Below are 12,609 nucleotides of genomic sequence, written 5' to 3'. Positions count from 1 at the left end.
ACAGCGCGTCGAAGAACGGGTGCGGCGTGGGCCGTCAGATCCACACGCCCTTACCGACGGCGACCACGCCCCCGGAGCTGATGGAGAACCGTTCGCGGTCCTTGTCCAGGTCGACACCGACCATTTCCCCGGGGCCGACGACGACGTTCTTGTCCAGGATCGCCCGGCGCACCACCGCACCACGGCCGATGCGGACCCCGGGCATCAACACGCTGCCCTCGACGATCGCTCCGTCGTCGATGGCCACGTTGGACGACAGCACCGAATTACGGACCGAAGCCGCCGAGATGATGCTGCCCGCGCCCACCACGGACTCCTGCGCGGAGCCGCCGTTGACGAACTTGGCGGGTGCCAGGTTCTCCGAGCCGCCGCGGATCGGCCAGCGCTTGTTGTAGAGGTTGAACACCGGATGCACCGACACCAGGTCCATGTGCGCGTCGTAGAACGCATCCAGGGTGCCGACATCGCGCCAGTACCCGTGGTCACGCTCGGTCGCGCCGGGCACCTCGTTGTCCTTGAAGTCGTAGACCGAGGCCATCCCGTCGGCCACCAGCCGCGGGATGATGTCGCCGCCCATATCGTGATCGGAGGTGTCCTCGTCGGCGTCGGCCTTGATGGCGTCGATGAGCACCTTGGTGGTGAAGATGTAGTTGCCCATCGAGGCGAATGTCGACTCGGGATCGTCGGGGGTGCCGGGCGGGTCGGAGGGCTTCTCCACCCAGCCACGGATCCGGCCCGACTCGTCGGCGTCGATGCAGCCGAAGGCCGAGGCCTCCGCCCGCGGCACCCGGATGCCGGCCACCGTCGCACCGGCGCCGCTCTCGATGTGGTGCTGCAGCATCTGCTCGGGATCCATCCGGTACACGTGATCGGCACCGAAGATCACGATGTAGTCCGGGTCCTCGTCGTAGATCAGGTTCATCGACTGGTAGATCGCATCGGCGGAGCCGGTGTACCAACGCGGACCGAGTCGCTGCTGCGCCGGGACGGGGGTGATGTACTCACCCGCCAAACCCGACAGCCGCCAGTTCTGCGAGATGTGCCGGTCCAGCGAATGCGATTTGTATTGCGTCAGAACACAGATCCGCAGGAATCGCGCGTTGACGAGATTGGACAGCACGAAATCGATCAACCGGTAACCGCCGCCGAAGGGCACCGCCGGCTTCGCGCGATCCGCCGTCAACGGGTAAAGGCGCTTACCCTCCCCCCCAGCCAGGACGATTCCCAGCACATGTGGCGCTTCCCTCATGCTGCCAACCTATCTGGCCTGCGGCAGTGCGGCTAGCCAATCGCCCGATCGAAGTGCTGCAAGTCAAGGAGTTTGGGCACTCGTGCAGGCGTTGGGGCGATGATCATGATTCGGGAACTGGATGAGGGGTGCGCGGCGAAGTCTCGCCGGTTACGGTGCACACCATGCGGGTGGCGATGATGTCTCGGGAGTATCCGCCGGAGGTCTACGGCGGAGCAGGCGTGCACGTGACGGAGCTCGTCGCCCAGCTGCGAAAACTCTGCGAGGTCGACGTGCACTGCATGGGCGCACCGCGCGATACCGCGATCGTCGCCGCACCCGACCCGGCACTGGCGGCCGCCAATCCGGCGCTGTCCACGCTGTCGGCCGACCTGGTGATGGCCAATGCCGCGGCCGGGGCGACCGTCGCGCACTCGCACACCTGGTACACCGGGATGGCCGGGCATCTGGCCTCGCTGCTGCACGGCATCCCGCACGTACTGACCGCGCATTCGCTGGAACCGATGCGGCCGTGGAAGGCCGAGCAGCTAGGCGGTGGGTACCGGGTGTCGTCCTGGGTGGAACGCACGGCCGTGGAAGCCGCCGATGCGGTGATCGCCGTCAGCTCCGGGATGCGCAGCGACGTGCTGGCCACCTACCCCGCCCTCGATCCGGCCCGGGTGCATGTGGTGCGCAATGGGATCGACACGACGGTCTGGTTCCCGAGCCCGCCCGAAGCCGAGGGTTCGGTGCTGGCCGAGCTGGGTGTCGACCCCAGCCGCCCGATCGTCGCGTTCGTGGGCCGGATCACCCGGCAGAAGGGGGTGGCGCATCTGGTTGCCGCGGCGCACCGGTTCGACCCCGACATCCAGCTGGTGCTGTGCGCCGGCGCCCCCGACACTCCCGAGATCGCCGCGGAGATCGGCTCAGCGGTCCAGGAGCTGGCGGCCGCGCGTTCGGGCGTGTTCTGGGTGCGAGAGATGCTGCCTGTCGGCAAGATTCGCGAAATATTGTCGGCATCAACGGTTTTCGTCTGCCCTTCGGTGTATGAACCGCTGGGCATCGTGAACCTCGAGGCGATGGCCTGTTCGACGGCCGTCGTCGCCTCCGATGTGGGCGGCATTCCCGAGGTGGTCGCCGATGACGAAACCGGGCTGCTGGTGCACTACGACGCCAACGACACGGTGTCCTTCGAGACGCGGCTGGCCGATGCGGTCAACGCGCTGGTCGCCGAACCGGACCGCGCACGCCGCTACGGCGAGGCCGGGCGGCAGCGCTGTATCGAAGAGTTCTCCTGGGCGCGTATCGCCGAGGAGACCCTTCAGATCTACAACCTGGTGACGAGCTAGCTAGCTCGTCACGTTCTTGAGTTCGTCGCCGAGCGCGGCGGCCTCATCGGGGGTGAGCTCGACGACGAGCCGACCTCCGCCTTCCAGTGGTACCCGCATCACGATGCCGCGCCCCTCTTTGGTCGCTTCCAATGGACCGTCACCGGTCCGGGGCTTCATCGCCGCCATCGTGTGCTCCCTCCGCATGAGCCGGCCCGCACTGAACGGACCCGATCAAGCCGGCGTCAACCGGCACAGAATTGCTACTGAACTAATCCTATTGTTCCCTATAGCGCCGCTGCGATGTGAAAAGACCCGGCGAAACGCGCGGACCGTGACCGGAAAGATAACGCTCACGCCGCCGCGGGCACCCAACACGAGGCGATGTGATCGTCGACCATCCCGGTCGCCTGCATCAGGGCATAGGCCGTTGTCGGGCCCACGAAACGAAAGCCCCGGCGCTTGAGTTCCTTGGCCATGGCGGTGGATTCCGGCGTGACCGCGGGCACCTCGGACAGTTCCGCAGGGCGGGCCCTTGGCGGCGGCGCGAACGACCACAGCAAATCGGACAGGTCGATATCGAGCTCCGCGATCGCGCGGGCGTTGTTGATGGTCGCCTCGATCTTCGCGCGGTTGCGCACGATGGCGGCATCCTCCATCAGACGGGCGATGTCGCGGTCGGTGAACCGCGCGACCTTCTCGATGTCGAACCCCGCGAACGCGTGCCGAAACCCATCGCGCTTGCGCAGGATCGTCAGCCAGGACAGACCGCTCTGGAAGGCCTCCAGACTGACCCGCTCGAACAGCGGCACGGTCCCGCGTAGCCGCTTGCCCCACTCGGTGTCGTGATACTGCCGGTAGAGCACCCCGTTGGGGCTGGAATCGGTTGGCACCCAGCCACATCGGACCTGTCCGTCATCGGCGACCGGCACGCTCATGACTCGTCCGGTCTGGCGTGGGCGGCCTCGTGGACCGCCGGCCGGTCCTCGCTGCCCTCGAGCCCGTGGGCGGCCCGCACCGCGGCCAACTCACCACGCAGCGAATCGAGTTCGGCGCCGAGGCGGTCGAGCACCCAGTCCACCTCGCTGGTCTTGTACCCGCGCAGCGTCTGGGTGAACTTGACGTCGTCGACGTCGGCTCCGGTCACTCCCGACGCCGGCAGCACGGTCGCTGTGGTGGCGCGCGGCAGCGGCGGCAACTGCTCACCGCGGCCGAACAACACACTGCCCAGGGCAAACAACACCGTGCCGACCAGGATCAGCACCACCAGGTACATCAGTATCAGCGTCACGCCTCGATACTGCCCTACCGGTGTGACAAGGAAACCGCCTAACGCGGCCGCAAGGTGTTCATCGGCGGCCGGTCGGCCAGCGACACCGTGGAGGTGCGCGGGGTGTAGTCGTCACCGTCGGCGAAGAACTGCGTCAGCCCCACGCCCGAGTCGGGAACGCCGCAGCGGCTCAGCAGGGTGGCGATCACCTGCCGGCTCATCGCGGCCAGCTCGGTCAGCGGGCGGTTGCGATGTTCGCGCACGCCCAGGTTGACCTGAGCGATACCGTCCAGGCCGAGGCGGTCGTAGGTGTCGATCAGCAGACCGATCTCGACACCGTAGGCGGGCGCGAACGGCACCGAGGTCAGCAGCTCGCGGGTGCCCGCGTACTCGCCGCCCAGCGGCTGCAGCAGACAGGTCAGCTCCGGTCGCAGTGCCGCCAGCAGCGGCCGCGCGACGAGTTCGGTGACACGCCCGCCGCCGTTCTTGTCCTCGCTGCCGCTGACCTTGAGCGGCCGCCGGTAGAACCCCTTGACCAGGTGCACACCATCGGTGGTCAGCAGCGGGCCGAGCAGCTTGGGCACGAACATCGGATCGGGGTCGATCAGGTCCGAATCGACGAAGACGACCAGATCGCCGGTGGTGGCGGCGAGCGAGCGCCACAGCACCTCACCCTTGCCGGGGTTGGGCGGCACCTCGGGCAGGGCCTGCTCACGGGTCACCACGCGGGCGCCCGCGGCGACCGCCCGGATCTCGGTGTCATCGGTCGAGCCGGAGTCCAGCACGATCAGCTCGTCGACCAGCCCGCCCAGCAGCGGGGTGATGGTCTCCACCACCGAGGCGACGGTTTCCTCCTCGTTGAGCGCCGGCAGCACCACCGAGATGGTGCGGCCCGCCTTGGCGGCGATCAGCTCCTCCACGGTCCAGGACGGCCGACCAAAGCTGTGGTCTGCCATCCAGCGGTGCCCTGACACAGCGTCAGTGTCGTTCATTGCGGTCAGTTCTGGTGTCAGCTCAGATAGCACCGTCATGCCAGTCCCCTCACCGTGCGCGTCGGTGGACGCGATCCGTGGATCGACGCGACCATTTCCAGTACGCGTCGAGTGGGTCCGACCTCATGCACCCGGAACATGGCGGCTCCGTCGGCGGCGGCCAGAGCCGTCGCCGCCAGCGTGCCCTCCAGGCGTTCGGTCAGTCCCACACCCAGAGTCTCCCCGACAAAATCCTTGTTACTCAGGGCCATCAGGACAGGCCATCCCGTGTTTACAAGATCTTTCACGTGGCGCAACAAACTAAGACCGTGGTAAGTGTTCTTGCCGAAATCGTGGGTCGGATCGATCAAGATCGCGTCCCGCGACACCCCCACCGACACGGCATGTTCGGCGGCAGCGGTCACTTCGGCGATCACATCGTCGACCACACCGCGTTCGCTGGTGCCGTAATTCACCCGGAACGGCCGGGTCCGCGGGACCGCCCCGCCGGTGTGTGAGCAGACCAGCCCGGCGCCGAACTCCGCGGCGACCTCCGGCAGGCCGGGGTCAGCGCCCGCCCAGGTGTCGTTGATGAGGTCCGCGCCCGCCGCACAGGCCTGCTTGGCCACCGTCGCGCGCCAGGTGTCCACGCTGATCAGCTGATCGGGGTAGGCGCCGCGCAACCATTCGATGAACGGCACCACCCGCGCGATCTCCTCGTCGGCGTCCACGGTGTTGCCTGGGCCGGCCTTCACCCCGCCGATGTCGATGACGTCGGCACCGTCGGCGATCTTGCGGTGGGCGGCCTCCATGGCGGCCTCGTCGGTGAACGTCGCGCCACGATCATAGAAGGAATCCGGCGTGCGGTTGACGATCGCCATGATCATCGCCCGGTCACCGGCGACCGGGCGGCCCAGGAAGGTCGACTGCACGCTGTCCAGGCTAGCGCTCAGGACGCGGGGCGCTTCCCGTCCTTGACCTCGTCGGCGTACTCCGGATAGAAGGGCACGTAACCCTCCTCGCGGCCGGCCAGCACGTACAGGGGGTCCTCGATGTCCTCGCCGTACCCCTGCTTGCGCAGTTCGACCTTCTGGCTCTTGAACGTGGAGGTGTGCGCCAGCTCCGGCACGATCCGCACGAACAGCGGCACCGCATAGGGCGGCAGGTGCGCATAGGCGGTTCGTGCCAGGGCGGCCCCGTCGAACTCGGCGCCGGACTTGAGCTGCAGCGCCACCATGCCCGCGCGGCCACCGGCACCGGGCACCTCGACGCCGAACACGGTCGCCTCCTCCACCTGCGCATCGCCGGACAGGCCGGCCTCCACCTCGGTGGTCGCGACGTTCTCGCCCTTCCACCGGAAGGTGTCGCCGAGCCGGTCGGCGAAGGCGGCGTGCCCGAAACCCTGGGACCGCATCAGGTCCCCGGTGTTGAACCAGACGTCGCCGTCCTTGAAGGCGTCCCGCACGAGCTTCTTCTCGGATGCCGACTTGTCGGTATAGCCGTCGAACGGCTGGAAGCTGCTGACCTTGCTCAGCAGCAGGCCGGGCTGGCCGCGCTTGACCTTGCGCAGCCGGCCGTCCGCAGCGCGTGCGGGTTCCCCGGTGTCGAGGTCGTATTCGACGAACGCCACCGGGCTCGGGCAGATGCCGGTCGACTTGGAAACATTGAACACATTGACGAAAGCCGTGTTTCCCTCACTGGCGCCGTAGAATTCGCAGACCCGGCCGATGCCGAAGCGTTTGGTGAACTGGTCCCAGATGGCCGGGCGCAGCCCGTTACCGACGATGACCCGCACCTTGTGGGCGCGGTCGGTCGGCTTGGGCGGCTGGTTGAGCAGGTATCCGCAGATCTCGCCGATGTAGACGAACGCGGTGGCCTCGTGGCCGATCACCTCGTCCCAGAACCGCGACGCGGAGAACGACTTGCCCAGGGCGAGTGACGCTCCCGCGTTCAGCGCCGAACCGACCGACACCGTCAGCGCATTGTTGTGATAGAGCGGCAGGCAGCAGTAGAGGGTGTCGTTGCTGTTCAGGCGCAGTCCGAGGCCGCCGAATCCGGCCAACGCGCGCAGCCAGCGGTAGTGGGTCATCACACTGGCCTTGGGCATTCCGGTGGTGCCCGAGGTGAAGATGTAGAAGGCCTTGTCCTTGGCCAGCACCGCCGCCGTCGCGGCCGGGTTGGTGGTGGGCGCGGTGGTGGCGGCCTGCCGCAATTCGTCGAGGGTGACCAGGCCTTCGGTTTCCACGCCGCTCTCGGTGATCGGTTCCACCAGGTCTGCTTCGGCGACGACGGCCTTGGCGTTCAGCAGGCCGATGCTGTGCGCCAGCACGTTGCCCCGCTGGTGGTAGTTGAGCATGCCGGCGGTGGCCCCGCATTTGACGGTGGCCAGCATCAGCAACACCGAGTCCGGGGAGTTGCGCAACATGATGCCGACGACGTCACCGTGGCCCACGCCCCTGGCGGCCAGCACCGCGGCGTAGCGGTTGACGGTCTCGTTTGCCTGCCGGTAGGTGATCCGTTGGTCCTCGAACTTGAGGAACACCCGGTCGCCGTACTGGGCGGCCCGGTCCTGGAAGACCTTGCCGATCGATGTCTTGGCCGTGGGCCGGGCACCCATCCCGGTGACCACACCCCGCACGATCGCCGGCGCGTCCATCAGCAGCCCCGGGATCTTGGTGGCGATATCGAGCAGGCCGACGCTGGTACGCGTTGTGTCGTCACTCATGGCCGTCAAGCCTAGTGACTGGGGCTACAAGCGCTGAGAGCCGTCTCAACATCGGTGACGAGCACCAGCCGGTCCAGCGCACGTTCACCGACGTAACCGGTGTCGACCAGGCCCCGCAACCAGCTCAGCAGGCCGTCGTAGTGCCCGAACGGGTCCAGCATGACGATCGGTTTGTCGTGCATGCCGAGGTAGCCCGCGGTCCAGGCTTCGAAGAATTCCTCCAGGGTGCCGATCCCCCCGGGCAGGGCGATGAACGCGTCGGCCCGGTCCTCCATCACCTGCTTGCGTTCCCGCATGGTGTCGGTGACCACCAGTTCGTCGGCGGCGATGTCGGCGAGTTCACGGTGCACCAGGGCTTTGGGGATGACGCCGATGGTGCGTCCGTTGCGCTGCCGAGCCCCGTCGGCCACCGCACCCATCGCTGAGACGTTGCCGCCTCCGGAGACCAGTGTCCAGCCGCGGTCGGCGATCGCGCGGCCCACCTCGGTGGCGAGTTCGAGCAGTTCAGGGTGCGTCGGGCCGGACGCGCAGTACACGCAGACCGCCCACGGGCTGGTTTCGGACACAGTGGAGAACGTACCGCCGGTTTCGCCGTGGCCGGATGGCCGCCCGCCCTACACTGCGGCTGTGCCTGAGCCGCCGAGCGACGCTGCTGCGGACGCGCTGGGCCGCGCGGATCTCGGCGCCGCCGAGGCGCTGGCCCGGGCGGCGTTGGCCGAGAGCGGATCGCTGGCGGCCCGGTTGACGTTGGCACAGGCCCTGGCCTGGCAGGGCCGCGGCCACGAAGCCGACGCGGTGCTCGCCGAGGTTGACCCCGGCTCGCTGGACGAGGCCGACCTGATCGCGTGGGCGCTGCCCCGGGCAGCCAATCAGTTCTGGATGCTCGACGAACCCGAGCAGGCCACCGCCTTCCTGCGCGCGACCCGCGCCCGGCTGCGTTCCGCGACGACCGTCGACGCGTTGCTGAGCACCTTCGCCATGAACGCCGGCAGCCTGCAGCGCGCGCTGGACCTCGCCGGCTCCGTGCTCTCGACGCCGGACGCCGACCACCGGGCGATCGGTTGGGCGGCATCGGCGGCAGCACTGTCATCGGCCCGGATGGGCCTGTTCTCCGCGGTGGACACCCTGGCCGCGCAGGCCATCGAGTCCGGCAATCCCGGGCTGCTGCGGTTCACCTCCGCCTTCGGGCAGACCACGGCGCTGGTCCTCGACGGCGCACCGGATCGCGCCGAGGCGCTGGCCCGTGACCTCGTGGCCGGTGCGCCACCTTCGCGGGCGATCGGGCAGCTGCTGGTGGCAGACGTGCTGCTGATCCGTGGCGCCCTCGACGAGGCGGTGTCGTTGTTGCGGGAGTCTGCGGCCGCGCTGGCGGTGACCGGATACTCGTGGGGGCCGCTGGCGTGGATGCTGCTGGCTCAGGCACTCGGGCAGCAGGGGCTGGTGGTCGAGGCGGCCAAAGCACTGTCGCGGGCCGAGTCCCGGCACGGCTTGAAGTCGATGCTGTTCGCCCCGGAGTTGGCGCTGGCCCGGGCCTGGACCTGCGCGGCGCGCCGCGATCCGGTGGGAGCGGTCGCGGCGGCGCGCGAGGCGGCCAGGGCCGCATCGCGCGGCGGTCAATCCGCTGTGGCGGTGCGCGCACTGCACGACGCGGTTCGTCTGGGCGATGCCCGCGCTGGCGATACCCTCGCCGCACTCGAAATGGATTGCGTGTTCGCTCGTTTGACGCTCGAGCATGCGCGAGCGCTGACAGACGGCGATGAGGCCGGGCTCGCCTCGGTTGCCAAAAGTTACGCCGAGCGCGGTTATTCGAGAACGCCATCCCGCACACAACCCCAATTGCCGCCGCTCACTTGGTGATTGGCGGCGGGCCAACTCACACACCGGTACGCCTGCTCGCCTAGGATCAACGCAGCAAGGATGGCGACCGGGGGTCAGATGGGCGCGCGTGATCGTTTGCCGACGGCAAGGTCGAGTGTTCGTCGGGCACTGAGCCCCGGGTCACCGCAAACCGCCCGACCGGGCCTGCGAACTACTCGCCTGCGACAACCGCAGACCCCGGGCCGGACCGCAAGTCGGCACCGTTGGACGCGCCACGTCGCGCATCGGCCTGCCGGCCCCCGAGCGCGCATCGGTACCTCGGCGTGCCGGTCGCCCCGGAGCAACGCTATTGTGACGGCAACGTCAATTATGTGTCGGGGGTCACAGTGATCGCCTCCCAGTGCTCAGGGTCACAGAGAGGGGTGGTCGGCATCAACGAGAAACGCCTCGATATCCAGGGCATGCGGGCTGTCGCGGTGCTGCTCGTCGTGCTCTTTCATGCCGAGATCCCCGGGTTCGGTGGCGGCTATGTCGGCGTCGACGTCTTCTTCGTCATATCCGGCTTCCTCATCAGCACGCATCTGCTCAAATCCCTGCGTGATCACGGCCGGGTCGGGTTCGGCGCGTTCTACGCCCGCCGGGCCCGTCGCCTGCTGCCTGCCGCTTTCGTCGTCATCATCGCCACCGTGCTGGCCGCCCGACTGCTGGTGTCACCGATCCAGTTCGGCTACGTGGTCAAGGACGCGATCGCCGCGACCTTCTACATCCCCAATCTCTGGTTCGCCTACAACGCCACCGACTACCTCGCGGAGAAGACGCCGTCGCTGTTCCTGCACTACTGGTCCCTGGGGGTCGAGGAACAGTTCTATCTGCTGTGGCCGGTGCTGTTGGCGATCCTGTTCCGGTTCTTCACGGCGCGCTGGACGCTGGCGATCGCGATGTCGGCGCTCATCGTCGTGTCCTTCGCGGTCTGCCTGTACTCCACCACCTACGCCCAGCCGGACGCGTTCTTCCTGCTACCCGCTCGCGTATGGGAGTTCGGGCTCGGCGCCTTGGTGGCACTCGCCCTGCTCGACGGACGAAAGTTGTTCGCACCCCGCATCGCCGCAGCCCTGGGGTGGGTCGGGCTGCTCGCGATCATCGGCGCCGCCGTGGTGTTCACCACCATGACCGTCTATCCCGGCTCGGCGGTGGCGATCCCCGTCCTGGGTGCCGCCCTGCTGATCGCGGCGGGCACCGCGCCGGGCGGGCCGGCGGCCATGCTGAGCGTGCGGCCGGTCACCTGGATCGGCGACATCTCCTACTCCCTGTACCTCGTGCACTGGCCGGTGCTGATGCTGCCGGTCGCCGCCGGCGCCTACATGGAACACCTGCCGATGTGGGCGCGCATCGCGCTCGCCATGGCCTGCGTGCCGCTGGCGTGGCTGCTCTACACCTACGTGGAGATACCCGGTCAGCGCATCGGCTGGCTCACCACATCGCGGCCGCGCCGCACCTTCGGTGTGGCAGCAGCCGCGATGGCGACTGTCGTCGTGACGGCCGTGACCGCCGGTGTGGTCGTCCAGGCCAGGCTGGACAGCGGCCGGCCCGCCGAGCCGATCGTGCTCAGCGCCAGTCCCGCGGGCACCGGGTACGTTCCGGCCAATCTGGTCCCCACACTGGCCGAGGCGGACAACGACCATCCCGTGCTCTACGACAACGGATGTCACCGCAATCTGAGCGAGACCGACCTCGCCGACTGCGTCATCGGGCCCAACCGTGGCGCCCCACGCGTCGTGCTGTTCGGCGATTCCCACGCCGCGCAGTGGTATCCGGCGCTGCGACCGCTCGCCGAAAGCGGCGAGGTGCGACTGGAGGCGCACACCAAGAGCGGCTGCCCGGCCGCGCCGCCACCCGATATCGCCTCGACCAGCTGCCCGAACTGGGTCGAGAATGTGGCGCGCCGGCTCACCGCAGACCCGCCGGCGCTGGTGATACTCGGCAATTTCGGCAAGCTCTACTTCACCGACGGGGAGAACCGCGGGCAGCGCTGGCGGGAAGCGCTCACCGCGGCGATCGAACGGCTGCCCGCCCGGTCGCATCTGGTCCTGCTCGCCGACACCCCGTCCACCGGAACGACACCCTCGATCTGCCTGGCCCGCTTCACCGATGACGCCGACTACTGCGGACTGGACAGGACCAAGGCCATGGACTCCGAGTTGCGGGCCGCGGAGCGCGCCGTCGCGGAGAAGTACGAGAACGTGTCCTATATCGACTTCACCGAATTGTTCTGCAATGCCACCATGTGCCCCAGCGTCATTGGCGACACACTGGTGTACCGGGACGGCAGTCACATCACGACGGAGATGAGTCGGGTGCTCTCGGGCGCATTCATCGCCGCGGCGGAAAGCTACCTGCGCCCGCCCGCGACGGGCCCGGCGCCGCCGCGCCAGGACATCCTCACCATGTTCAAGGGCACCCGGCCCGCGCCGCTTCGGCCGGTGGGCGTCAACTGAGGTAATTGGCTCGCGCCCAACATGTCTGAATTGTTCAGCCAACCCGGCGTCAGGCCGCAGTGAGCCATAAGTTTGCCGCCCTACTGTGAACGTTGGCAGAAGGAGCAGGCAATGAGACGCATTGCAGTGGCCGCAGCAACGATCGCCGTGACAGCCGGTGTGCTCTTCACCGCGGCACCTGCCCAGGCCGACGAACCGGGCACCACGTCGGAGACGTCCGGCACCAAGGTGATTCACCACCGGTTCCAGTTGCACTACCTGGACCGTGACCCGCACATGGCGCCCCGAGGCATGACCCACAGCGTGCGGCACGCACACCGCCCGGGCACCGGGTAGGCGCCTGTTCGCCCGACACGTCGAGCGCGCTGCGGTACGGTTGTGACTGGCAGCGATGCCATGAACGCGGTCGGCACGGTCGAGGGGACGGCCGGGGCGGCGCGCACAGCAGCAACGTGGACCTGGGGGCAGGCGTTGAAGAGAAAAACCATGACGACGGGGGCCGTCGTGACCGCCATCGGCGCGCTCATACTCGTCACACCGTATCGGCCGAAGGACTGGGCCTCCCGCCGCTACGCGTGGGATCCGAGTGCCCACGAATATCACGGGCCCCGTTCGAGTTCCTGAAGCTGCGCAACACGCATAGGCGACATGCCGCTCTGCCGCATCCGTGAACGGGCTGGGCCAATGTCTTTCGTGCGAGCCCGGCATCGTCACCCGGGCGGTTGCCCGCGCGCCGAAAGTTCCGCCCGACTGGCCCACACACCGGCCATAGAA

9 protein-coding genes and 3 pseudogenes are annotated in these 12,609 nt (G+C 68.1%); 4 read left to right on the top strand and 8 right to left on the bottom strand.

Going from position 1 to position 12,609, the window contains the following annotated elements:
• Positions 1-34 precede the first annotated feature (34 nt).
• On the bottom strand, positions 35-1,249 hold the full coding sequence (gene glgC / locus EXE63_RS23025; RefSeq protein ID WP_168143839.1) for a glucose-1-phosphate adenylyltransferase: 1,215 nt from the start codon (positions 1,247-1,249) through the stop codon (positions 35-37).
• Positions 1,250-1,413: 164 nt separating this feature from the next.
• Between glgC and glgA the strand changes: the two genes are divergently transcribed.
• The gene (gene glgA / locus EXE63_RS23020; protein ID WP_209999881.1) at positions 1,414-2,577 is read left to right on the top strand and encodes a glycogen synthase; all 1,164 of its coding nucleotides are present in this window, start codon (positions 1,414-1,416) and stop codon (positions 2,575-2,577) included.
• Here glgA and EXE63_RS23015 read toward each other — a convergent pair whose 3' ends face one another.
• From EXE63_RS23015 to log, 7 genes and pseudogenes are all read right to left on the bottom strand, one after another.
• Positions 2,578-2,745 (bottom strand): DUF3117 domain-containing protein, encoded by a 168-nt coding sequence (locus tag EXE63_RS23015; RefSeq protein WP_005059648.1) that lies wholly within the window; start codon positions 2,743-2,745, stop codon positions 2,578-2,580.
• 164 nt (positions 2,746-2,909) lie between these two features.
• A complete protein-coding gene (locus EXE63_RS23010) occupies positions 2,910-3,494 on the bottom strand; it encodes a DNA-3-methyladenine glycosylase I (RefSeq protein WP_168143838.1) in 585 nt (194 codons plus the stop codon).
• The gene (locus EXE63_RS23005; RefSeq protein WP_168143837.1) at positions 3,491-3,847 is read right to left on the bottom strand and encodes a DivIVA domain-containing protein; all 357 of its coding nucleotides are present in this window, start codon (positions 3,845-3,847) and stop codon (positions 3,491-3,493) included. Before EXE63_RS23005 ends, EXE63_RS23010 begins: the two co-directional genes overlap by 4 nt.
• A gap of 38 nt (positions 3,848-3,885) precedes the next feature.
• Positions 3,886-4,818 (bottom strand): glucosyl-3-phosphoglycerate synthase, encoded by a 933-nt coding sequence (locus tag EXE63_RS23000; RefSeq protein WP_209999877.1) that lies wholly within the window; start codon positions 4,816-4,818, stop codon positions 3,886-3,888.
• 35 nt (positions 4,819-4,853) lie between these two features.
• Positions 4,854-5,796: pseudogene (folP, locus tag EXE63_RS22995) on the bottom strand (dihydropteroate synthase).
• Positions 5,797-5,815: 19 nt separating this feature from the next.
• A pseudogene (gene fadD6, locus EXE63_RS22990) lies at positions 5,816-7,453 on the bottom strand (long-chain-acyl-CoA synthetase FadD6); the annotation flags it as partial.
• Positions 7,454-7,533: 80 nt separating this feature from the next.
• Positions 7,534-8,088, bottom strand: coding sequence for a cytokinin riboside 5'-monophosphate phosphoribohydrolase (log, locus tag EXE63_RS22985; protein ID WP_168143833.1), 555 nt, complete (start codon positions 8,086-8,088; stop codon positions 7,534-7,536).
• A 64-nt stretch (positions 8,089-8,152) separates the two neighbouring features.
• On the opposite strand from log, the pseudogene EXE63_RS22980 reads away from it, so the two are divergent.
• From EXE63_RS22980 to EXE63_RS22970, 3 genes and pseudogenes are all read left to right on the top strand, one after another.
• Positions 8,153-9,379, top strand: a pseudogene (locus EXE63_RS22980) (AAA family ATPase); the annotation flags it as partial.
• A gap of 332 nt (positions 9,380-9,711) precedes the next feature.
• Positions 9,712-11,835: an acyltransferase family protein gene (locus tag EXE63_RS22975; RefSeq protein ID WP_168143831.1), complete on the top strand. Its 2,124-nt coding sequence runs from the start codon at positions 9,712-9,714 to the stop codon at positions 11,833-11,835.
• Between the two features lie 111 nt (positions 11,836-11,946).
• The gene (locus EXE63_RS22970; RefSeq protein WP_168143830.1) at positions 11,947-12,171 is read left to right on the top strand and encodes a hypothetical protein; all 225 of its coding nucleotides are present in this window, start codon (positions 11,947-11,949) and stop codon (positions 12,169-12,171) included.
• Positions 12,172-12,609 lie beyond the last annotated feature (438 nt).

The organism is Mycolicibacterium frederiksbergense, assembly GCF_012223425.1.
Classification (GTDB): Bacteria; Actinomycetota; Actinomycetes; order Mycobacteriales; family Mycobacteriaceae; genus Mycobacterium; species Mycobacterium frederiksbergense.
This window is presented reverse-complemented; position numbering and strand designations above follow the sequence as displayed.